The sequence below is a fragment of the Variovorax sp. 160MFSha2.1 genome, from assembly GCF_048305075.1.
GTDB lineage: Bacteria > Pseudomonadota > Gammaproteobacteria > Burkholderiales > Burkholderiaceae_C > Variovorax > Variovorax guangxiensis.
The window spans coordinates 1861670-1884730 of record NZ_CP157624.1; the positions used below are offsets into that span (position 1 = coordinate 1861670).

The window sequence follows — 23061 nt, forward strand, 5'->3', positions numbered from 1 at the left end:
ACCGAGGAAGAGCGGGCGGCGAGGCCCGATCAGCGCAGTTCCGCGAGCAGTTGACGGGCTTGCGACTTGAGGTCGCCGGCGCTTTCGGCTTCGACTTCCTCGACCAGCGAACGGGCGCCTTCGACGTCGCCGATGGCTTGCAGCTCACGGGCCAGCGACAGCTTGACCGCGTGCGGGCTGTCGTCGCCGTCGTCGTTGTGCGCGGCGGCGGCAGGAGCCGACGCGGGCTTGGCGGCCTCGGCCGGGCGCGATGCCGGCAGGCCGGCCAGCGCGCTCATGTCGAACTCGATGAAGCCCGAGTCGGCCGGCAGCGCATTGCGCAGCATCGCGGGACGGGTGTTGTCGGCGTCGCTCAGGCTCAGCGAACCGGGCAGCGTGTCGGCCGACAGTGCGCCGGGGGCGGTGTCGAAGTCGTTCTCGAGGTCGACCGGCGTCGTCGGGGCATGGCCGTTCGACAGCGGCGGCGCTGGGCGAGCCGTCGTCGGAGCGGGGGCGTAGGCCGACTTCGGCAGGCTGGCGCCGACCGGTGCGTGCTGCTGGGCAGCCGGTGCCGGAGCGGGTGCCGGCGGGGTGGTCAGGTCGAGGTCGAAGTCCAGCGGAGCGACCGAGGGCACGAAGGCGGGCGGTGCCACGGCCACCGGCGGCGAAACCACTGGAGCGGGCGCTGCCGGCTTGGCAGCTGCGAAGGCGGCCGTTTCGGCGGCGCTGGCGCCACCGCTACGCGGGGAGCCCGATTCGTACAGCGGGTTGCCCGGATCGAGGTCCTTGCCCATGTCGACCACGCGAGTCCAGTCGGAGCCCTGGCCGTTCGTCAGCTTGTGGACTTCGGTGGCGAGGCTCTCGTAGGCACGCACATCGCGGCGCTTGGCGTGGATTTCGAGCAGCTTCAGGTGGATGGCGGTGCGGTCCGGGTTCAGGCGCAGCGCCTCGCGCAGGATTTCCTCGGCCTGCAGGTCGCGGCCGTAGGCCAGGTACACGTCGGCTTCGGCGACCGGGTCGACATCGCCCGCATCGAGCTGGCTCGGCGAGTACGACAGCGACGAGACGGTGGAATCGCCGCGGTGCTTGGTGTCCACCGATTCGCCACCGCTGGCGCCGAAGAACGAGTCCTTCGGAATGCGGCTCTCGAGGAACACGCTTTCGCTCATTTCCTCGCGGCGGCGGCCCAGCACGCGATACAGCAGGAAGCCGATCAGCAGCGCGATCAGCGCGGCGCCCGCCAGCATCAGCGGGTTGTCCATCAGCTCTTCGAGGAAGGTGGGCTCCGGCGGCGGGGGCGGCGGAGCCGGCTTCTTCACAGCGGGCTTCGGTGCGGCGGCCACCGCGGCGCTTGCGGCTGCTGCAGCAGGGGTGGCGGTGGCATCGGCTGCCACCGACGGCGTGGCGGCCGGAGCTGCTTCAGCCGGAGCGGCAACCGGAGCAGCAGGCGCTGCGGCCTGTGCCGTGGCTTCGGGCGTAGGTGCGGGGCTCGGAGCTGCCGCCGCTGCCGGGGCGGCGGCGGGCGCCGCAGCGGGTGCCGGCGCGGGAGGTGCGACCGGAGCTGCGGCGGCCGCAGCAGGTGCGGGGCTGGCGACCGGGGGCGCGACCGTGGCGCTGGTATTGGGGGCCGGAACCGGAATGCCAGGCGTCGCCGGTGCCGGTGCGGCAGCGGCCGGCGCGGCGGCGGACGACCCCGTGCCGGTGCCCGTCGCTGCCTTGAGCTTGTTCAGCTCGTTGATGTTCTTCGACAGTTCCGCGACGCGGTTGCTGCTGTCCTGTGCCTGGCGGTTCTGCGCGACCTTCTCGTCGGCGGCGCGGCTGGCAGCGTTGCCTTGCGAGATCGTGAGCTTGTCGGGCGAGCTGGCCGCCGCGTTGCGGTCTTCGACGTTCGCCTGAACCTTGCCCGCTGCCTTGCGGCTCGCGGCGGCCACGTTCGTGGTCGGTGCGTTGTCGGCCAGACGCTGACGGTAGGCGCCGAAGTCGCGGCTTTGTGCCGTGACCGTGCGGCGGGCCTCGGCCGGCGGCACGGCGGACGCCTCGGCGGCGCTCGGCAGGTCCAGCACGGCGCCTGCGCGCATGCGGTTGACGTTGCCACCGACGAAGGCGTCGGGGTTGGCCATCAGCAGCGCAACGAGCATCTGGTCGAGCGAGACGTCCGCGGGCTTGTAGGTGGCGGCGATCTTGCCGGCAGTGTCGCCGCGCTGCACCGTGACCTGCTCGCCGCCGCCGCTACGGGCTGGTGCGGCTGCGGCCGGGGCGGGAGCTGCCGCGGCGGGTGCGGTTGCGGCAGGCGCGGGAGCGGCAGGCGCGGGAGCGGCGGACGGCGCCGTGGTCACCACGGGCGGGCGCTCGCGGCGCGCGCGCGCCGCGGGGGCTGCGCGCTCGACGGGAGTGCTGATCTGGGGAGAGATGGATGTGGCCTGCGTGCTCGCCGCAGCCTGGCGGGTGGCAGGCGGATCGAGCAGCACGGTGTAGTCGCGCACGATGCGGCCGGATGCGCCGTTGGCTTCGAGCAGCAGGTCGATGAACGGGTCGTTCAGCGGGCGGCTGCCGCTCAGGCGCACCACGTACTGGCCGCCGGCCCGGCGCTGCAGCGTCGCCTTGACGTCGCTGAGTGCCGAGTTGTACGGCACGCCGGCGTTCTTGAATGCCTCGGCTGTGGCGATGTTGATCTTCAGGCCGTCCGCCTCGTTGGCGGCGATTTCGGTGACGTCGATCTCGGCACGCAAGGGTTCGCCGAGGGCCGACTGCACCTTCAGCTGCCCCAGCGTGAAGGCGCTGGCGTCGACGCTGGCGATGCCCATGGCCACGGCTGCCGCCGCGCCAAGAATGGAAAGGCGCCAACCGTTCGACGGCAGAGGCGGGCGAACGGCCGATGGGCTGGCCGCAGGCAACAGATGTCTTGTCATGCTGATAGGGGGCGGCTCAGGCCCGGAATTTGTAAGAGGACGTTAGCATCATCACTGGGCACTGACAAGGCAATGCGCTTGTTCTACCCAGTGCGCGCATACTTACGCACACATCTTGCGTTGCTTGAAGGCAACAATTCGTGTTTCAAAAGCCTGAGCAGCCCTCATCAGGCTTCGAGCAGGATGCGCAGCATGCGGCGCAGCGGCTCCGCGGCACCCCACAGCAGCTGGTCGCCGATGGTGAAGGCGCCCACGTACTCCGGGCCCATCGCCAGCTTGCGGATGCGGCCGACCGGGATGTTCATGGTGCCCGTCACGGCCACCGGCGTCAGGTCCCTGACCGTGGCTTCGCGCGTGTTCGGCACGACCTTGGCCCACGGGTTGTCCGCGGCGATCATCGCCTCGATGTCGGCCACCGGCACGTCCTTCTTGAGCTTGAAGGTCAGGGCCTGGCTGTGGCAGCGCATGGCGCCGATGCGCACGCAGAAACCATCGACCGGCACGGCGGCGGTACCGAAGCCCGCGCCCTGGCCGAGGATCTTGTTGGTCTCGGCGCCGCCCTTCCATTCTTCCTTGGACATGCCATCGCCCAGGTCCTTGTCGATCCAGGGGATCAGCGAGCCGCCCAGCGGCGCGCCGAAGTTGGCCGTCTCGGCGGCGCTGAGGGTCTGCTGCTTGTGCAGCACCTTGCGGTCGATCTCGAGGATGGCGGACTTCGGGTCGTCCAGCAGGGCGCGCACTTCGGCGTTGAGGGTGCCGAACTGGGTCAGCAGCTCGCGCATGTGCTGCGCGCCGCCGCCCGAGGCTGCCTGATAGGTCATGCTGGTCATCCACTCGACCAGGCCGGCCTTGTAGAGGGCGCCAACGCCCATGAGCATGCAGCTCACGGTGCAGTTGCCGCCGATCCAGTTCTTGCCGCCCTTGGCGAGCGCGTTCTCGATCACCGGCAGGTTGACGGGGTCCAGCACGATGATCGCGTCGTCCTTCATGCGCAGGGTGGACGCGGCGTCGATCCAGTGGCCGTTCCAGCCGGCGGCGCGCAGCTTGGGGAACACCTCGCTGGTGTAGTCGCCGCCCTGGCAGGTGATGACGATGTCGCACTTCTTCAGTGCCTCGATGTCGTTCGCATCCTTCAGCGCGGTTTCGTTCTTGGCCATCGCCGGGGCCTTGCCGCCGGCGTTGGAGGTCGAGAAGAAGACCGGCTCGATGAGACCGAAGTCGCCTTCGGCCTGCATGCGGTCCATCAGGACCGAGCCGACCATGCCGCGCCAGCCCACGAGGCCGACCAGAGGTTGAGATGCGTTCGCCATTTCAGTTTGCCCTTATGAAAAAAAGAAAAGTTGTCTTTTTTGCGCCCGACTCGTCGAGCCGGGGAGGGGCGTGACGAAGCGGGCTGCGGTTAGCCGGTAATCGTCTTTTTGGTGATTGCTGCAACGACCGCGTCGCCCATCTCGCGGGTGCCGACGCGCTTGGTGCCTTCCGACCAGATGTCGCCCGTGCGCAGCCCGGAGGCGAGCACCTGCTTGACCGCCGACTCGATACGGTCGGCAGCTTCTGGCTGGTTGAGGGAGAAACGGAGCATCATGGCAGCGGACAGGATTGTAGCCAAAGGATTGGCAACCCCTTTGCCAGCAATGTCGGGGGCGCTGCCGTGGCTGGGCTCGTACAGGCCCTGGTTGCTCGAATTGAGCGATGCCGAGGGCAGCATGCCGATGGAGCCGGTGAGCATCGCGGCCTCGTCCGAGAGGATGTCGCCGAACATGTTGCCGGTGACCACCACGTCGAACTTCTTGGGCGCCTTCACGAGTTGCATGGCGGCGTTGTCGACCAGCATGTGGTCGAGTTCGACGTCCGGATATTCCTTCGCGATGTCGAGCATCACGTCTTTCCACAGTTGCGAGGTTTCCAGCACGTTGTTCTTGTCGACGCTGGTCACGCGCTTGCTGCGCTTGCGGGCTGCATCGAACGCTACGCGCGCGATGCGCTCGATCTCGGGGCGCGAGTAGCGCATCGTGTCGAAGGCCTCTTCGGCGCCGGGGAAGTGCCCGTCGGTCGCAACGCGGCGGCCGCGCGGCTGGCCGAAATAGATGTCGCCCGTGAGCTCGCGGATGATGAGGATGTCCAGGCCGGCGATCAGCTCGGGCTTCAGGCTCGAGGCGCCCACCAGCTCCTCGTAGCAGATGGCCGGGCGGAAGTTGGCGAACAGGCCCAGGTTCTTGCGCAGCCCCAGGATGGCCTGTTCGGGCCGCAGCGGCCGGTCGAGCTTGTCGTACTTCCAGTCGCCCACGGCGCCGAACAGCACCGCGTCGGCTTCCTTGGCGAGCTTGAGCGTCGATTCGGGCAGCGGGTGGCCGTGCGCCTCGTAGGCCGCGCCGCCGACCAGGGCCGACTCCGTCTCGAACTTCAGGTCGAGCACGTCGAGCACCTTGACGGCTTCCGCCACGATTTCGGTGCCGATGCCGTCACCCGGGAGAACTGCGATTTTCATTTTGTCTTCTGTTGAGGGAATGAATGGGAGCGCGCGAACAGGCTCGGGCGGCTCAGCTGTTGGCGAGCATCGTATGCGCAAGCCACGGCTTCTGCGCCAGGCGCTCGGCCTCGAAGGCCTTGATCTTGTCCTTGTGGCGCAGCGTGAGGCCGATGTCGTCCAGGCCGTTGAGCAGGCAGTACTTGCGGAAGGCCTGCACGTCGAACGCGAACTCCTGGCCGTCGGGCTTCACCACCACCTGGCGTTCCAGGTCGATGGTCAGCGTGTAGCCCGGGAAGGCGAAGGTCTCGTCGAACAGCTGCGCCACTTGCGCTTCCGGCAGCACGATCGGCAGCAGGCCGTTCTTGAAGCTGTTGTTGAAGAAGATGTCGGCATAGCTCGGCGCGATGATCGCGCGGAAGCCGTACTGGTCGAGCGCCCACGGCGCGTGCTCGCGCGACGAGCCGCAGCCGAAGTTCTGGCGTGCCAGCAGGATCGACGCGCCGGCGTAGCGCGGCTGGTTCAGCACGAAGTCGGGGTTCGGCTTGCGGCTGGCCGGGTCCTGGCCGGGCAGGCCCGGGTCGAGGTAGCGCCACTCGTCGAACAGGTTCACGCCGAAGCCGGTCTTCTTGATCGACTTGAGGAACTGCTTGGGGATGATCGCGTCGGTGTCGACGTTCTCGCGGTCCATCGGGGCCACGAGGCCCTTGTGCACGGTGAATTGCTTCATGGGAGTCTCTTTTCTTCCTTCTTGCAGCCCGCTCAGGCGAACGTGCGGACGTCGACGAAATGGCCGTGCACCGCGGCGGCCGCGGCCATGGCCGGGCTCACGAGGTGGGTGCGCCCGCCCGCGCCCTGGCGGCCTTCGAAGTTGCGGTTGCTGGTGGAGGCGCAGCGCTCGCCGGGCTCCAGGCGATCGGCGTTCATGGCCAGGCACATCGAGCAGCCGGGCTCGCGCCATTCGAAGCCCGCGGCCTTGAATATCTGGTCGAGCCCTTCGCGCTCGGCCTGTTCCTTCACCACGCCCGAGCCGGGCACGACCATCGCGAGCTTCACGTTCTTCGCGACCTTCTGGCCCAGCTTCTTCACCACGGCGGCGGCTTCGCGCATGTCCTCGATGCGGCTGTTGGTGCACGAGCCGATGAACACCTTGTCGATGAAGATGTCGTTCATGGCCTTGTTGGGCTCCAGGCCCATGTAGACCAGCGCGCGCTCGATGGCGCCGCGCTTGTTGGCGTCTTTCTCCTTGTCGGGATCGGGCACGCGGCCGTTGATCTCGACCACCATCTCGGGCGAGGTGCCCCAGGTCACCTGCGGCTGGATCTGCGCGGCGTCGAGCTCGACCACGGCGTCGAACTTCGCGCCCGGGTCGGACTGCAGCGTGCGCCAGTAGGTCACGGCCTGGTCCCATTCGACGCCGGTGGGCGCGAGCGGACGGCCCTTGATGTAGTTGATGGTCTTCTCGTCGACCGCCACCAGGCCGGCGCGTGCACCGGCCTCGATGGCCATGTTGCACACCGTCATGCGGCCTTCCATGCTCAGGTCGCGAATGGCCGAGCCGGCGAACTCGATGGTGTAGCCCGTGCCGCCGGCGGTGCCGATCCTGCCGATGATGGCCAGCACGATGTCCTTGGCCGTGCAGCCCAGCGGCAGCTTGCCCTCGACCTTCACGAGCATGTTCCTGGCCTTCTTGCCCAGCAGCGTCTGCGTGGCCATCACGTGCTCGACCTCGCTCGTGCCGATGCCGTGCGCCAGCGCGCCGAAGGCGCCGTGCGTGGAGGTGTGCGAGTCGCCGCACACGACGGTCATGCCCGGCAGCGTCGCGCCCGACTCGGGGCCGATCACGTGCACGATGCCCTGGCGCTTGCTCAGGAAGGGGAAGAACGCGGCGGCGCCGAACTCGGCGATGTTGTGGTCCAGGGTGGTGACCTGTTCCTTGCTGGTCGGGTCGGCAATGCCTTCGTAGCCGCGCTCCCAGCCGGTGGTGGGCGTGTTGTGGTCGGCGGTGGCCACCACCGAGCTGATGCGCCACAGCTTGCGGCCGGCCTCGCGCAGGCCTTCGAATGCCTGCGGGCTGGTCACTTCATGGACCAGGTGGCGGTCGATGTAGAGGATCGCGGTGCCGTCTTCCTCGGTGTGGACGACGTGTTCGTCCCAGATCTTGTCGTAGAGCGTGCGTGCCATGTCGGTCTCTTCTGTCTTTCGTGGGGAAATGGAATTGTCTGCCGTTGCGGCCTAGGCCGCGAGCTGTTCGCCGCCGTCCGCGGCCGCGTGCAGGTGGTTGACCAGCGAGCGCGCCGCCACGGGCAGGGTGGAGAAATCTCGTGCCACCAGCCTGATCTCGCGCGCGGCCCAGGCGTCGTTGAGCGCCACGCTCGCGAGGCCGTGGCCGATGCCGTTGCGCATGAGCTCGAAGGCGCGCTGCGGCATCACGCCGATGCCCAGGCCGTTCTCGATCATGCGGCACATGGCGTCGAGGCCTGTCACGTGGATGCGCAGCTTGATGCTGCGGCCGGCGTCCAGCGCCGCCTCGTGCATCGCGACGTAGATGGAGCTGTTGGTGTGCAGGCCGACGTGGTCGAAGTCGAGCGAGTCGACGAAGTCGATGCTGCCCCGCGACGCCAGCGCATGGGCCGTGGGCACGATCAGCGCGAGCCGGTCGTGCCGGTAGGAGAGGCTCTGCAGCTCCCCCGCGCCGCCGGCCACGTGGCACACGCCGAGGTCGGCCGCGCCTTCCTGCACCGCGCGGATCACCTCGCTGCTGAGGTGTTCCTCGAGGTCGATCTTGATGGCCTCGTGGGCGCGCGTGAACACGCCCAGGTCTTCGGGCAGGAACTGCACGATCGCCGAGATGTTGGCGTGCACCCGCACGTGGCCGCGCACGCCGTCGGCGTATTCGCTGAGCTCGCCCTGCATCTTCTCCAGGCTGTAGAGCACCGAGCGCGCGTGGTGCAGCAGGCTTTCGCCGGCGGGCGTGAGGTCGACGCCTCGCGCATGGCGGTAGAGCAGGGTGGTGCCGAGCGTGGCCTCGAGGTCAGACAGCCGCTTGCTGATGGCCGAGGCCGCGATGAATTCGCGCTCCGCCGCGCGCCCGATGCTGCCGAGTTCGCATACGGCCACGAACAGCTGCAGCGACGTGAGGTCGATGCGGCGGGCGAAGTTGCGTTCGGAGGTGCTCATGGGGCTGCGGACATCGCGTTTTGCGATGAGAGGGCTATTTTCTCCCTGTTTCCAAGTGCCAGTCATCGTGATGTGAGATGGCCTCGGTGCCGGGCGACGACGGGCAACCCGCCTGGCCGGGCATGGATGCCTCGGGGGCTCGCCGTGTCAGTAATTCGGCTATCACCTGTTCCGGTGATTTTTGCGGCCGACGAAAACGATACCCTCGCCTGCTTTGGATTGTTTGGTTACATTTCGACCTTTTTTGGTTGCAATTCATAACGGAGGAGGGGCATGAACATGATCTACCGCAGCGTATGGAACGCTGCACTGGGCACCTGGGTGGCTGTTTCGGAGGTGTCGCGCCGGCGCGGTCGGCGCGCTTCTTCGGTTACTTCAGTCGTGGGCCTGATGGCCCTGGCCAGCTTGCCGGCAGTCTCCTGGGCCCAGGCCAGCGGCGGGACTGCATACATCGCGATCGGCGGCACTGGCGGTCGCGGCGGCGCGGGCAACGGCAGCGGCGGAGTCGGCGGAAGCGTCGGCGAGTTCCCGGGCCTCGATGGAATTCCTCCGTCGGGTGGCAATGGAGGAAACGGCCGCAACGGTGCCAGCGGGCCCGGCGGAACAGGCGGCGCGGTAGGGGCAACCAGCGTGACCGGCTCGGTCACCGGGGGCTCGGGAACCAGTGGCGCTCCCGATCCGGATCCGGTCTACGGCGCGGGCGCCGGCGGTGGTGGCGGTGCCGCCGTGTACACGGCCGACACCGGCATCAACGTGGGAGGAGCCGTCATCCTGCAGGGCGGCAATGGCGGCGCCGGCGGCGTCGCGCGCCTGGCCGGCGGCGGTGGCGGTGGCGGCGCGGGCCTGCAGTCCGTGGCGGCCGGCGTCTCCCTGAACAATGCGGGCCAGACGATCGGCGGCAACGGCGGCGCAGGCGCCATCGGCCAGTGGGCCGGCGGTGGCGGCGGCGGTGGCGACGGCATCGCGGTGCAAGGCAATGGCGCGACGGTCACCAACACCGGCACGGCCATCGGCGGTAACGGCGGGATTGGCGGCGCGGCCACCATCGGCAGCATGGTGGGTGGCGGCGGCGAAGGCGGTGCCGGCCTGGCGCTGGAGTCCAGCGGCAACTCGGTGCTCAATACGGGGACACTGGCGGGAGGCGCGGGCGGCGCCGGCGGAAACAGCTTCGCCGACGGCGTCGGAGGCGCGGGCCTGCGCATCCGCGGCAATGCGAACAGCATCGTCAACACGGGGACGCTGATGGCCGGTAGGAGCGGCGACGGCACCACGCCCGGCGATGCGGTGCGGATCGCCGGCAACGACAACCAGCTCGAACTGCGCGCCGGCTCCTCGATCACCGGCCTGCTCAGGGTGACATCCGGCACCGGCAACGTGCTGAGGCTGGCAGGCGACACGACCGACGGCACCACTGCGCTCAACTCGGCCAGCTATAGCGGCTTCGCGCGCTACGAGAAGACCGGCGCCAGCACCTGGGCGCTGACCGGCATCAATACCGGCCTGACGCCATGGTTCGTGACCGGCGGGGCGCTCTCCATCGCCGACGACGGCGCGCTCGGCAACTCGAGCGGTGCGCTCACGCTCGACGGCGGCACGCTGAACGTCACCGGCGACACCACGGCCACCCGCGCCGTTTCGATCGGCGCGGGCGGCGGCACCTTCGACGTGGACCTGGTGCGCACGCTGACGCTGAATGGCGAAGTCTCCGGCGGTGGAGCGCTGCAGAAGACCGGCCGTGGCACGCTGGTGCTGGGCTCCGCCAACTCCTATACGGGCGGTACCACGGTGGCTGCCGGCAGCCTGGAGGCACTGGCGACCGGCGCGCTCGGCGCCGGGCCGGTGTCCGTGGCCGGCAACGCCTCACTGGTCTTCGGCAGCAAGGCTGATGCGGGCGGCCTGACCATCACAGCCGCCGCGCGCGGCCCCCTGCCGACGGACAACGCAGGCTTCGTGCAGTTCCGCGACAGCAGCTCCGCCGGCACCGCCCATCTCATCATGAACACGGGTGCATCGGCCGAGTTCAGGGACACCGCCTCCGCCGGCAGCGCCGTCATCGAGAACCACGGCGGGCTGACCAGAATCTGGTTCAACGCATCGGCCGGAAATGCGCGCATCACCAATTTCTCGGGCGGCCAGATCAACCTGCTGGACGACGCCAGTGCGGGCCAGGCGACCTTCGTCAACGAAAGCGGCGGCCTGATCGACATCTTCGACCGCGCTACCGCCGATCAGGCCACGGTGGTCAACAACGCCGGTGGGCGCCTGCTCATCCGCTCGCTGACCACGGCGGGAATCTCCGTCGGCTCGCTGTCCGGCGCGGGCGATGTGAACCTCGGCGCCAAGGCGCTGACCACGGGCGGGCTGAACGGCAGCACCGAAGTCTCGGGCGTGATCTCAGGCACCGGCGGCTCGCTGGTGAAGGTGGGCACGGGCACGCTCACGCTCTCGGGCGCGAACACCTACACCGGCGGCACCGCGTTGCGGCAGGGGCGCCTGAACCTCGGCAACAGCCAGGCGCTGGGCACCGGCACGCTGTCGATGGACGACGACACGACGCTGGGCTTCAGCGCCGACGGGCTGACGATCGCCAACGCGATCCAGCTCACCGGCAGCACCGATCCGGTCATCGACACCGGCGCCTTCAACGCGACCCTGAGCGGCGCGATCAGCGGCGGCGGCTTCATCACGAAGGAGGGCTCGGGCACGCTGACGCTGTCCGGCGCCAACAACTACACCGGTGCCACCAACGTCGCGCAGGGCACGCTCAAGGCGGGCGCCGCCAATACCTTCAGCGCGGCCTCCGCCCACAGCGTGGCCTCGGGCGCCACGCTGGACCTTGCGGGCTTCAGCCAGACAGTGGCCTCGCTGGCCAACAGCGGCACCGTCTCGCTCGCGGGCGCGGCCGCCGGCACCACGCTCACCGTGACGGGCGCGTACGTCGGCAACAACGGCGTGCTCAGGCTCGGCACAGTGCTCAACGGCACGGGGCCGTCCGACCGGCTGGTGCTCGACGGCGCCGCCGCCTCCGCCAGCGGCAGGACGACGTTGCAGGTCAGCAACCTCGGCGGCCTGGGCGCGCTCACCAGCGGCAACGGCATCGAGGTGGTCACCGCGAAGAACGGCGCCACCACCACGGCCCAGACCACCAAGGACGCCTTCAGCCTCGCCAGCGGCCATGTGGATGCCGGTGCCTACGAATACCGTCTCTATGCGGCTGACGCCAACGGTGCGGGCGAGAACTGGTATTTGCGTTCGAGCACCAATGTTTCTCCTGGCGTGCCGGCACCGGTCATCACCTACCGCGCCGAGGCTTCCCTCTATTCCGCGCTCCCCGGCCAACTGCGCCAGGGCAACCTCGCGATGCTGGGCGACCTGCGCAAGCGCGTGGGCGACGACGACGTCAAGGGCGGCGCGGCCACACCGGGCGCCTCGAGCCGCCGCGCCTGGGCGCGCGTGCTCTCCACCGACATCGACATCCAGCAGGGGGGCGCGGTATCGCCGTCGAGCAAGGGCCGCCTCACCGGCTTCCAGGCCGGCACCGACCTGCTGGCCACACCGAACTGGCGCGCGGGCCTCTACGTCGGCCAGCTCGACGGCGACGCCAGCGTGAGAGGCTTCGCCAGCGGCATCCAGAACCTGGGCGTGGGCCGCAACGACCTGCGCAGCCAGTACCTGGGCGTGTATGGCACCTACACCAGCGACAGCGGCTTCTACGCCGACGCGGTGGTGCAGTCGGGCCGACACCGCTACACCGTCGAGCCGCTGGCGAGTCAGGGCATGAGCGGCAAGGGCAACAGCCTGCTGGGCTCCATCGAGGTGGGTCAGTCCTTCGCACTGGGCGGCAGCGGCTGGCGCATCGAGCCGCAGCTGCAGCTGATCCACCAGCACATGGACCTGGGCAACTCCGCCATCGTCGGCGCCGTCGTCCAGCCGCAGGCCGACAGCGGCTGGATCGCGCGTGCTGGCGTGCGGGTGAAGGGCGAGATCGCCACCGGCGTCGGCACACTGCAGCCGTACGGCCGCTTCAACGTCTACCGGACGTCGAGCGGCGCGGACATCGCCCGCTTCGTGAACGGCGCGACCACCACCGACATCGCAGCCCCGACCGGCGGCACGAGCACCGAACTCGCGGGCGGCTTCACGCTGGCCCTCGGCGAGTCGACGAGCCTGTACGGCGAAATCGGCAAGCTCTGGGCGAGCGGCGGCAACGCCAGGGTGAAGAGTTCGATCAACGGCTCGGTGGGCGTGCGCGTGAAGTGGTGACCGGCTGCGTTCAGTCCGCGGGCACCCCGGCGCGCCAGGCTGTCCAGTTGCCGACGATGGCGTCGACCAGGGGACGGCCCGCGATCAGCAGGTTGGCGGTCGAGATCGGAAACCCGCCCGACTCGGCCGACAGCGAGGCATAGGCGGTCTGCCCCGGATGGGGCCGGTCGAAGTTCGACGCGGTGCGCAGCACGGCCACGCGCTTCAAGTCCAGCAGACCTGCGCCGGCGCCCCGCTTCAAGGCCTCGTAGGTGGCGTTGTCCTCCTGTTGGGTGGTGCAATACCTGCCCTGCCCGTCGGTCACGAGCGAGACCCAGCGCGTGGCCGTCTCGCCCAGGTACTTGCCATGCCAGTAGGTGTCACCGGCTGCGGTGTCGCATTGCAGGACCGATGGCCGCGCCCTGGCCGTCGGCTGCGGATACCTTGCGCGATAGGCGCGCGCCTTGTCGCTGTCGGCCAGCGGCGCGTTGGCCGACAGCTTCAGCGCCTTCCGCAGCAGTGCCTCGTCGAGGCGGAAGACCTCGGTGCGGTACTCGAACTTGGGCTTGGAGTCCGGATCCTTCGCGCCGATGCCGAAGTAGCCGGTGCGCCAGGTCGACGGCATCTCGCGCGCGTCGATCTCGTGGGCGATGCCGAAGTCGACCAGGTACCGGGCCCACGTGGCCGAGCCGATGGTCGAGACGTTCGGGTCGACGCCTGCGATGCCGGCCACGAGGAAGTAGGTCTTCGAGAGATCGAACTTGCCGCTGAACACCAGCGCCGTGATCGATGCCGCCGCATTGGTGTGCCCCATGCCGGTGGTGACCTGGCACACCGAATCGGCGTTGCAGCGCACGAGCGGATCGTCGGCGGACAGGCCCGACACCTTGATCTCCCGGTTGAGCTTCAGCGGTTCGTGCCAGACCTGCGCCTCGGGCTTGAACATGCTGATGATGAGCACCTTCACGGGTATCTGCTGTTGCCCGCCGGATGCCGCCGACGGTGCCACGGACCGGTTCGGGTCGCCCGCGCAGCCGAGGAGGGCCGCCGCGGCGAGGGCAAGGCATGCCGCCCTTGAATACAAACTTGCTACGCGCCTGGAAGCTGCCATCTGCTTTCTCCTTTTTTCGTCGAACAACAGGAAGGAGACCGCAATTTACAGGCCAAAAAAAAGCTGCCCGAAGGCAGCTTCCTTTTCATGGCCGAGCCTGGCGACGCGGATCAGCGAGCCGAGATCGGCTTCACGTCGCGCTTCGGCGAGCCTTCGAACAGCTGGCGCGGGCGGCCGATCTTGTACTCGGGGTCGCCGATCATTTCGTTCAGCTGGGCGATCCAGCCGACCGTGCGGGCCAGCGCGAAGATCGCGGTGAACAGCGGCACCGGGATGCCGATGGCGCGCTGCACGATGCCCGAGTAGAAGTCGACGTTCGGGTACAGCTTGCGCGACACGAAGTACTCGTCTTCCAGGGCGATCTTCTCGAGCTGCTTGGCCAGCGCGAACAGCGGGTCCTTTTCCAGGCCCAGCTCGGTCAGCACTTCGTTGCAGGTTTCCTGCATCAGCTTGGCGCGCGGGTCGTAGTTCTTGTACACGCGGTGGCCGAAGCCCATCAGCTTGACGTTCGAGTTCTTGTCCTTGACCTTCTTGATGAACTCGCCGATCTTCTCCACGCCACCTTCCTTCTGGATGTCGTAGAGCATGTTCAGCGCCGCTTCGTTGGCGCCGCCGTGGGCAGGGCCCCAGAGGCAGGCCACGCCGGCCGCGATGGCCGCGAAGGGGTTCGTGCCCGACGAGCCGCACAGGCGCACCGTCGAGGTCGAGGCGTTCTGCTCGTGGTCTGCGTGCAGGATGAAGATGCGGTCGAGCGCGCGCTCGAGCACCGGGTTCACCTTGTATTCCTCGCACGGCGTGGCGAACATCATGTGCAGGAAGTTGCCTGCATAGCTGAGTTCGTTCTTCGGGTACATGTACGGCTGGCCGATCGTGTACTTGTAGGCCATGGCCACGAGCGTGGGCATCTTCGCGATCAGGCGGATCGCGGCGATCTCGCGGTGCTCGGGATTGTTGATGTCCGTGCTGTCGTGATAGAAGGCCGACAGGGCGCCCACCAGACCGGTCATGATGGCCATCGGGTGCGCGTCGCGGCGGAAGCCGCGCAGGAAGAACTGCATCTGCTCGTTGACCATCGTGTGGTTGGTCACGAGCTTCGTGAAGTTGGCCTTCTTGGCTGCGTCCGGCAGTTCACCGTACAGCAGCAGGTGGCAGGTCTCGAGGAAGTCGCAGTTGGTCGCGAGCTGCTCGATGGGGTAGCCGCGGTACAGCAGCTCGCCCTTGTCGCCATCGATGTACGTGATGGCCGACTGGCAGGCGGCGGTCGACATGAAGCCCGGGTCGTACGTGAACATGCCGGTCTGTGCGTACAGCTTGCGGATATCGATCACGTCGGGGCCGACGGTGCCCTTGTAGATCGGCAGTTCGACGCTGTCGCCGCCGTTGCTGAACGACAGCGTGGCCTTGGTATCGGATGCTTTCATTTCGGTTTACTTTCAGAGGTGGATTCAGGACGAAGGAGAAATTGCAGGGCGCTGCGCGCCGTCGGTGCGCATGAGCTGCAGCAATGCGACCACCTCGGCCCCGGCCCATTCGGGCTCGGGCTCCTTTCTGCGAAGAAGGAGGTCGAGGAGGTCGTTGTCCGACAGGTCCATCAATGTCTCCATCGCTCCCGCCTGACCCACGGTCATGCGGGATTCGTGCCGCTCGAAGAAGCGGGCGATGAACAGGTCGTTCTCGAGCAGCCCGCGCCGGCAGCGCCATTTGAGCTTGCTCAGCGCGCGTTCGCTGAGCAGCTCCCGGGAGTCGGCGACGGATTGCATGGTGACTTTCTGAAGAACTGCTGGACCGCGGGGCTCAGATGGCGCGACGCACCATCAATTCCTTGATCTTGCCGATGGCCTTGGTCGGGTTCAGGCTCTTGGGGCACACGTCCACGCAGTTCATGATCGTGTGGCAGCGGAAGAGGCGGTACGGGTCTTCCAGGTTGTCCAGGCGCTCAGCGGTGGCTTCGTCGCGGCTGTCGGCGATGAAGCGGTAGGCCTGCAGCAGGCCGGCGGGGCCGACGAACTTGTCGGGGTTCCACCAGAAGCTCGGGCAGCTCGTGGAGCAGCTCGCGCAAAGGATGCACTCGTACAGGCCGTTGAGCTCTTCACGCTCCTCGGGCGACTGCAGGCGTTCCTTCTCGGGCGGCACACTGTCGTTCTGCAGGTAGGGCTTGATCGAGTTGTACTGCTTGAAGAACTGGGTCATGTCCACGATCAGGTCGCGGATGACGGGCAGGCCCGGCAGCGGCTTGAGCACCACGGTGCCCTTGAGCGTGTTCATGTTGGTCAGGCAGGCCAGACCGTTCTTGCCGTTGATGTTCATCGCATCGGAGCCGCAGACGCCTTCGCGGCACGAACGGCGGAACGACAGCGTCGGGTCTTGCGCCTTGAGCTTCATGAGTGCGTCGAGCAGCATGCGCTCGTGGCCGTCGAGTTCGATCTCGACCGTCTGCATGTAGGGCTTGGCGTCCTTGTCCGGGTCGTAGCGGTAAATCTGGAATGTGCGCTTCATCGTAGTGACCTTGTGAATGCTTTGTGTGAGCTGACTGTGAGCCGCTCGCTTAGAACGTGCGGACCTTCGGCGGAACCGAGGCCACGGTGAGCGGCTGCAGCTTGACCGGCTTGTACGAGAGGCGGTTGTCGGCGCTGTACCAGAGCGTGTGCTTCATCCAGTTGGCGTCGTCGCGGCCCAGCGGTGCGACCGGATCGTCGGCCGGGCGTTCGTAGTCTTCCACCGTGTGGGCACCGCGGCATTCCTTGCGGGCAGCAGCCGAGACCATGGTGGCCTGCGCCACTTCGATCAGGTTGTCGACTTCCAGGGCTTCGATGCGGGCGGTGTTGAACACCTTCGACTTGTCCTTCAGGCCGATGGCCTTGACGCGCTCGCGCACGGCGGCGATCTTGACCACGCCTTCGTCCATCGAGGCCTGCTTGCGGAACACGGCGGCATGCTGCTGCATGACGGCGCGGATCTCGCCGGCCACGTCCTGCGCGTACTCGCCGCCGGTGGAGGCTTCGAGGCGGTTCAGGCGCTCCAGCGTGCGGTCGGCCGCGTCGTTGGGCAGGGGCTTGTGTTCCTTGAGCTTGTCGGCGAACTCGACGATGTGGTTGCCGGCGGCACGGCCGAACACCAGCAGGTCGAGCAGCGAGTTGGTGCCCAGGCGGTTGGCGCCGTGGACGCTCACGCAGGAGCATTCGCCGACGGCGTAGAGGCCGTTCACCACGGCGCTGTTGTCCTCGCCCTTCTGCACCACGACCTGGCCGTGGATGTTGGTAGGGATGCCGCCCATCTGGTAGTGGATGGTCGGCACGACGGGAATCGGTTCCTTCGTGATGTCGACGTTGGCGAAGTTGACGCCGATCTCGTACACCGAGGGCAGGCGCTTGTGGATGGTGTCCGCGCCAAGGTGATCGAGCTTGAGCAGCACGTAGTCCTTGTTGGGACCGCAGCCGCGGCCTTCCTTGATTTCCTGGTCCATCGAGCGCGAGACGAAGTCGCGCGGCGCCAGGTCCTTCAGCGTGGGCGCATAGCGCTCCATGAAGCGTTCGCCGTTGCTGTTCAGCAGGATCGCGCCTTCGCCTCGGCAGCCTTCGGTCAGCAGCACGCCCGCGCCGGCCACGCCGGTCGGGTGGAACTGCCAGAACTCCATGTCCTGCAGCGGGATGCCCGAGCGCGCGGCCATGCCGAGGCCGTCGCCGGTGTTGATGAAGGCGTTGGTCGAAGCCTGGAAGATTCGGCCCGCGCCGCCGGTGGCCAGCAGCACGGTCTTGGCCTGCAGGATGTGCAGGTCGCCGGTTTCCATTTCGAGCGCGGTCACGCCGACCACGTCGCCTTCCTCGTCGCGGATGAGGTCGAGCGCCATCCATTCGACGAAGAACTGGGTGCGTGCCTCGACGTTCTTCTGGTAGAGCGTGTGCAGCATCGCGTGGCCGGTGCGGTCGGCCGCGGCGCAGGCGCGCTGCACGGGCTTCTCGCCGTAGTTGGCCGTGTGGCCGCCGAACGGACGCTGGTAGATGGTGCCGTCGGGGTTGCGGTCGAAGGGCATGCCGAAGTGCTCGAGCTCGTACACGACCTTCGGTGCTTCGCGGCACATGAACTCGATCGCGTCCTGGTCACCGAGCCAGTCGGAGCCCTTGATCGTGTCGTAGAAGTGGTAGTGCCAGTTGTCCTCGCTCATGTTGCCGAGCGACGCACCCACGCCGCCTTGCGCGGCGACGGTGTGCGAGCGGGTCGGGAACACCTTGGAGAGCACGGCCACGTTGAGGCCGGCACGTGCGAGTTGCAGCGAGGCGCGCATGCCGGATCCGCCGGCACCGACGATCACGACGTCGAACTTGCGCTTGGTGATTTTTTCTTTTGTGTAGGTCATGGTGGGTCAGATCTTCCAAAGCACTTGAATGGCCCAACCCGCACAACCGACAAGCCAGACGATGGTGAAAACTTGCAGCACGAGACGGATGGCGACGGGCTGGACGTAGTCCATCCACACGTCGCGCATGCCGACCCATACGTGGTAGAGCAGGGCGACGATCACGGAGAAGGTCAGGACCTTCATCCACTGCGCGGCGAAGATGCCGGCCCACAGGTCGTAGCCGATGGGGCCGCGGGTGAAGATCAGCTGCGCGAGCAGGATGATCGTGAAGAGCGCCATCAGGCAACCCGTGATGCGCTGGCTGAGCCAGTCGCGCAGACCGTAGTGGGCGCCGACGACGACGCGCTTGGAGCCGTAATTCACAGACATGGTTGGCTCCTTCTCAGTACAGGCCGAACAGCTTGGCGCCGAGCGCCAGCGTGAGAATGACGCTCGCGGCCAGCGTGAAGATGGCGGAGCTGTTGCCGAACTCCTTGTTCACCGCGGAGTGGCTCACGTCCATCCAGAGGTGGCGCAGGCCGGCGATGAAGTGGTGCAGGTAGGCCCAGATGAGCGCGAGCGCCACGAGCTTGAAGAACCACCCCGGAACGAAACCAAGGCCGCTGTTGAAGGCGGCCTTGAAGCGGGCGAACGAATAGTCGGAGGACAGCGAGGTGTCGAACATCCAGATGATGAACGGCATCAGCAGGAACATCAGCACGCCGCTGACGCGGTGCAGGATCGACACGATGCCGGCCGGCGGAAGCCGGTAGGTGGTCAGGTCGGTGAAGGCGTTGATGTTGCGGAATTCGCGACGCTTGGGCCGGGGAGGAGTTGCAAGCTCTGTCATTGGGGGATGGCTTTCGTGGCTTTTGTGACTTGTTGGCTTGTTGCTTGTTCTGAGGGCGAACGCTTTTGTTTCTTATGGGAAGTGCAAACAACGCAAAATTCTATTGCAATGCACCATCGCGCTGCGGACGCATGCGAGTCACTGCACCGTTGCAGTCGGATGCTATTGACTTCGTAGCGCAATGCTCACGTTGCATGCGCGCGCTGGCGCACCTGTGTTCGGCGTTCATCTGCATCGCGGTCAGCCCAGCTGGTTCCTGTAATGGTGCGTGTCGGTGCGATAGAGGCCGCGGCGCAGCTCCATCGGCGTGTCATGGTAGGTGTGCGCCACGCGTTCCACGCTCAGCAGGGGCATCTGCGGCGGCACGTCGAGCAGCGCGGCCTGTTCGGCATCGGGCAGCACGGCGCGGATCTTTTCTTCCGCGCGCACCATGCGAACGCCGAACTCGGTTTCGAAGAGCGCGTACATCGGGCCGGGCCATGCGCGCAGCCGCTCGGCGGTGAGTCCCTTGAAGGGCGCGCCGGGCAGCCAGAGGTCTTCGAGGATGGTGGGCACGCCGCCGTAGGCAAGTACGCGGCGTACCTGCAGCACGGCGTCGGCGGTGCGCAGGCCGAGTGCGCGCGCCACGTCGGCCGATGCGCGCAGGCGCTTGCAGTCGACAATGGTGCGAACCGCCGGGCCCTCGGTGCTCGGGTCGCCCTCGTCGGGCACGAGCTTGAGGAAGCGGTATTGCACATGCTGCTCGGCATGCGTGGCGACGAAGGTGCCCTTGCCCTGGCGGCGCACCACGAGGTTCTCGGCCGCGAGCTCGTCGATGGCCTTGCGCACCGTGCCCTGGCTCACGCGGTAGCGCACCGCCAGGTCCATCTCGCTGGGGATGGGTTCGCCCGGCTTCCACTCGCCCGCCTGCAGGCTCTGCAGGATCAGGGTCTTGATCTGCTGGTAGAGCGGACTGAAGGACGGCGTCGCGGGCTCGTCGAATGGGGTGGGCGTGTTCATGGCAGCGGTGGGGTGCGCCTTGGCGGACCCCGAGAGGATATCTTATATAAGACATAAGACGGGGCTCATCGAATCGGCTTAAAATGCTGCCGGTCTCGCGCTGCGGGAAGGTATTTCATCCCGCAGAACCCCTGGCGCCCCACGAGAGTGCCGACACCGTTTCATTACCTTCTGGAGTCTTCCCATGAGCAAAAAGCCCGTCCGCGTTGCCGTCACCGGTGCCGCCGGTCAAATCGGTTACGCCCTGCTGTTCCGTATCGCCTCCGGTGAAATGCTCGGCAAAGACCAGCCGGTCATCCTGCAACTGCTCGAGATCCCCGACGAGAAGGCCCAGAAGGCGCTCAAGGGCGTGATCATGGAGCTCGAAGACTGCGCCTTCCCGCTGCTGGCCGGCGTGATTCCCACCGGCGACCCGCTGGTGGCCTTCAAGGACGCCGACTACGCCCTGCTGGTCGGTGCCCGTCCCCGCGGCCCTGGCATGGAGCGCGCCGACCTGCTGGCTGCCAACGCCCAGATCTTCACGGCACAGGGCAAGGCGCTCGACCAGGTCGCCAGCCGCGACGTCAAGGTGCTCGTGGTCGGCAACCCCGCCAACACCAACGCCTACATCGCCATGAAGAGCGCGCCCAGCCTGCCGCGCGAGAACTTCACCGCCATGCTGCGCCTGGACCACAACCGCGCCGCCAGCCAGATCGCCGCCAAGACCGGCACCGCAGTGGGCGACATCGAGAAGCTCACCGTCTGGGGCAACCACTCGCCCACGATGTACGCCGACTACCGCTTCGCCACCGTCGGCGGCAAGGGCGTCAAGGACCTGATCAACGACCAGGTCTGGAATGCCGACACCTTCCTGCCCACGGTGGGCAAGCGCGGCGCCGCCATCATCGAGGCCCGCGGCCTGTCGTCGGCAGCATCGGCCGCCAACGCAGCCATCGACCACATGCGCGACTGGGCCCTGGGCTCGAACGGCAAGTGGGTCACCATGGGCATCCCGTCCAACGGCGAATACGGCATTCCGAAGGACGTGATCTTCGGCTTCCCGGTCACCACCGAGAACGGCAAGTACAAGATCGTCGAAGGCCTGGAAATCGACGCCTTCAGCCAGGAACGCATCAACAAGACGCTGAAGGAACTGCAGGACGAGCAGGCCGGCGTCGCCCACCTGCTGTAAGCCACCGCAGACCAGCATGCTCGACTGGAACCCCGCGCTCTACCGTCGCTACGAGGACGAGCGCACCCGTCCCGCGCAGGAACTCCTCGCGCGGGTGCCGCTGACCGAAGCGGCACGCGTGGTCGACCTCGGCTGCGGCCCGGGCAACTCCACCGAGCTGCTGGTCAACCGGTTCCCGAAGGCGCAAGTCCTCGGGACCGACAACTCCGAAGCCATGCTGGTTAGCGCGCGCGAGCGGCTGCCGCAGGCGCGCTTCGAGCTGAGCGACATCGCGACCTGGGCGCCGCGATCGAAAGAAGAAGCGCCCGACCTCATCTATGCCAACGCGTCCCTGCAATGGGTGCCCGATCACGAGAAGCTGATCCCGCGCCTGTTCGACGCGCTGGCGCCGGGTGGCGTGCTCGCCATCCAGATGCCCGACAACCGCCAGGAGCCCACGCATCGCCTGATGCGCGCGCTCGCGGCCCAGGCGCCGTGGGCCGAACCCATCGGCGACGCCGACAGGCTGCGCACGCTGCTGCTCGACCTGCGCGGCTACTACGACCTGCTGGCGCCGCTCGCGCCGCACGTCGATGTGTGGCACACCATCTACCAGCACCGCATGGCCGATGCGGCCTCCATCGTCGAATGGGTGCGCGGCACCGGCCTGAAACCCTTCGTCGACCGCCTGTCGCCCGACCTGCAGGCGAGCTATCTCGCCGAATACCAGCGGCGCGTGGACGAGGCGTACCCGGTGCGCACCGACGGCAAGCGCCTGCTGGCCTTTCCGCGCATGTTCATCGTCGCGCAGAAGAGCGGAAAGAACGACAAGGCATGACGAAGACGGCCCACCCCGCTGAAGTGCTGCTCGGCGCACAGGCCGGCGCGGTGGCGCTGCCCGTTTGCGACCACTACAGCGGCGTCGAGGCCCGCATGAAGAAGAGCCTCGCGCTCCAGGCCGAGATGGCCGAGGAGTTCGGCGCCTGCGTGTTCGACGTCACCCTCGACTGCGAAGACGGCGCTCCCGTGGGCGGCGAGGCCGATCACGCAGCGCTCGTCACCGAGCTCGCGCTGGCGGCGAAGCCCGGCATGCGCGTCGGCGTGCGCGTGCATCCGGTCGACCACCCGGCCTTCGCGGGCGACGTGGTCACCATCGCCGGCCGCGCCGGCTCGCGCCTGAGCCACCTGATGGTGCCCAAGGTCGAATCGGTGGCCGATGTGCATCAGGCTGTAGCTGCCCTCGACGCGGCGGATGCCGGCGAGCTGCCGCTGCACGTGCTGATCGAATCGCCGCTGGCGGTGCACAACGCCTTCGAGATTGCCGCGCATCCGCGCGTGCAGTCGCTGAGCTTCGGGCTCATGGATTTCGTCTCGGCGCATGCCGGCGCCATCCCGGCCGACGGCATGGGCGCGGCAGGGCAGTTCAGCCACCCGCTGGTGGTGCGCGCCAAGCTGGCCATCGCCTCGGCCGCGCACGCCTACGGCAAGGTGCCGTCGCACTGCGTGGTCACCGAGTTCAACGACGCCGGCGCCATGCGTACGGCGGCCCGCAGGGCGGCCACGGAATTCGGCTACACGCGCATGTGGAGCATCCATCCGAACCAGATCCGGCCCATCCTCGAAGCCTTCGCGCCGGACGAGTCGCAGATTCAAATTGCCACAAAAATCCTTGTAAAGGCGGCCGCCGCGGATTGGGCTCCGACACAAATTGATGGCACATTGCACGACCGCGCGAGCTACCGCCATTTCTGGCAGGTACTGACGCGTGCCCACGCAACAGGGCGCGCGTTGCCCTCCGAGGCGAAAGCCTGGTTTGCATTCGCGGCCTCCTGAAACGA

18 protein-coding genes are annotated in these 23061 nt (G+C 67.5%); 4 read left to right on the forward strand and 14 right to left on the reverse strand.

Going from position 1 to position 23061, the window contains the following annotated elements:
• Positions 1-29 precede the first annotated feature (29 nt).
• The 6 genes from ABL838_RS08145 to ABL838_RS08170 form a co-directional block, all read right to left on the reverse strand.
• Positions 30-2888: a FimV/HubP family polar landmark protein gene (locus ABL838_RS08145; protein WP_418125003.1), complete on the reverse strand. Its 2859-nt coding sequence runs from the start codon at positions 2886-2888 to the stop codon at positions 30-32.
• Between the two features lie 167 nt (positions 2889-3055).
• Positions 3056-4198, reverse strand: a complete 1143-nt coding sequence (asd, locus tag ABL838_RS08150) for an aspartate-semialdehyde dehydrogenase (protein WP_184635537.1) — start codon at positions 4196-4198, stop codon at positions 3056-3058.
• An 89-nt stretch (positions 4199-4287) separates the two neighbouring features.
• A complete protein-coding gene (gene leuB, locus ABL838_RS08155) occupies positions 4288-5376 on the reverse strand; it encodes a 3-isopropylmalate dehydrogenase (RefSeq protein WP_418125004.1) in 1089 nt (362 codons plus the stop codon).
• A gap of 52 nt (positions 5377-5428) precedes the next feature.
• Complete coding sequence (gene leuD / locus ABL838_RS08160; protein WP_184635540.1) at positions 5429-6085, reverse strand: 3-isopropylmalate dehydratase small subunit; 657 nt, start codon at positions 6083-6085, stop codon at positions 5429-5431.
• A gap of 32 nt (positions 6086-6117) precedes the next feature.
• The gene (gene leuC / locus ABL838_RS08165) at positions 6118-7539 is read right to left on the reverse strand and encodes a 3-isopropylmalate dehydratase large subunit (protein ID WP_369659241.1); all 1422 of its coding nucleotides are present in this window, start codon (positions 7537-7539) and stop codon (positions 6118-6120) included.
• Positions 7540-7590: 51 nt separating this feature from the next.
• Positions 7591-8535, reverse strand: coding sequence for a LysR substrate-binding domain-containing protein (locus ABL838_RS08170; RefSeq protein ID WP_418125006.1), 945 nt, complete (start codon positions 8533-8535; stop codon positions 7591-7593).
• Positions 8536-8808: 273 nt separating this feature from the next.
• Here ABL838_RS08170 and ABL838_RS08175 point away from each other — a divergent pair, with 273 nt between their 5' ends.
• The gene (locus ABL838_RS08175) at positions 8809-12798 is read left to right on the forward strand and encodes an autotransporter outer membrane beta-barrel domain-containing protein (RefSeq protein WP_418125007.1); all 3990 of its coding nucleotides are present in this window, start codon (positions 8809-8811) and stop codon (positions 12796-12798) included.
• Positions 12799-12808: 10 nt separating this feature from the next.
• On the opposite strand, the gene ABL838_RS08180 is transcribed toward ABL838_RS08175, so the two are convergent.
• The 8 genes from ABL838_RS08180 to ABL838_RS08215 all read right to left on the reverse strand — a co-directional run bounded on the left by ABL838_RS08180 (position 12809) and on the right by ABL838_RS08215 (position 20073).
• Complete coding sequence (locus tag ABL838_RS08180) at positions 12809-13888, reverse strand: purine-nucleoside phosphorylase (RefSeq protein WP_418125008.1); 1080 nt, start codon at positions 13886-13888, stop codon at positions 12809-12811.
• Between the two features lie 110 nt (positions 13889-13998).
• Positions 13999-15309 (reverse strand): citrate synthase, encoded by a 1311-nt coding sequence (locus tag ABL838_RS08185; protein ID WP_126022676.1) that lies wholly within the window; start codon positions 15307-15309, stop codon positions 13999-14001.
• 24 nt (positions 15310-15333) lie between these two features.
• Positions 15334-15648, reverse strand: a complete 315-nt coding sequence (locus tag ABL838_RS08190) for a succinate dehydrogenase assembly factor 2 (protein ID WP_184635550.1) — start codon at positions 15646-15648, stop codon at positions 15334-15336.
• 34 nt (positions 15649-15682) lie between these two features.
• On the reverse strand, positions 15683-16384 hold the full coding sequence (locus ABL838_RS08195) for a succinate dehydrogenase iron-sulfur subunit (protein ID WP_081270662.1): 702 nt from the start codon (positions 16382-16384) through the stop codon (positions 15683-15685).
• 49 nt (positions 16385-16433) lie between these two features.
• Positions 16434-18242 carry a succinate dehydrogenase flavoprotein subunit gene (sdhA, locus tag ABL838_RS08200; RefSeq protein ID WP_126022678.1) on the reverse strand — a complete coding sequence of 603 codons (1809 nt, stop codon included), beginning with the start codon at positions 18240-18242 and terminating at the stop codon, positions 16434-16436.
• 6 nt (positions 18243-18248) lie between these two features.
• The gene (gene sdhD / locus ABL838_RS08205; RefSeq protein ID WP_125947845.1) at positions 18249-18614 is read right to left on the reverse strand and encodes a succinate dehydrogenase, hydrophobic membrane anchor protein; all 366 of its coding nucleotides are present in this window, start codon (positions 18612-18614) and stop codon (positions 18249-18251) included.
• A gap of 13 nt (positions 18615-18627) precedes the next feature.
• Positions 18628-19074: a succinate dehydrogenase, cytochrome b556 subunit gene (sdhC, locus tag ABL838_RS08210; protein ID WP_126022679.1), complete on the reverse strand. Its 447-nt coding sequence runs from the start codon at positions 19072-19074 to the stop codon at positions 18628-18630.
• Positions 19075-19314: 240 nt separating this feature from the next.
• Entirely contained in the window at positions 19315-20073 is a 759-nt protein-coding gene (locus tag ABL838_RS08215) for a GntR family transcriptional regulator (RefSeq protein WP_019654078.1), read from the reverse strand.
• A gap of 184 nt (positions 20074-20257) precedes the next feature.
• Here ABL838_RS08215 and ABL838_RS08220 point away from each other — a divergent pair, with 184 nt between their 5' ends.
• The 3 genes from ABL838_RS08220 to ABL838_RS08230 are packed head-to-tail and all read left to right on the forward strand — an operon-like array spanning position 20258 to position 23056.
• On the forward strand, positions 20258-21244 hold the full coding sequence (locus tag ABL838_RS08220) for a malate dehydrogenase (RefSeq protein WP_418125009.1): 987 nt from the start codon (positions 20258-20260) through the stop codon (positions 21242-21244).
• Between the two features lie 16 nt (positions 21245-21260).
• Positions 21261-22061 (forward strand): trans-aconitate 2-methyltransferase, encoded by an 801-nt coding sequence (tam, locus tag ABL838_RS08225; protein WP_418125010.1) that lies wholly within the window; start codon positions 21261-21263, stop codon positions 22059-22061.
• Entirely contained in the window at positions 22058-23056 is a 999-nt protein-coding gene (locus ABL838_RS08230; protein WP_184635557.1) for an HpcH/HpaI aldolase/citrate lyase family protein, read from the forward strand. Before tam ends, ABL838_RS08230 begins: the two co-directional genes overlap by 4 nt.
• Positions 23057-23061 lie beyond the last annotated feature (5 nt).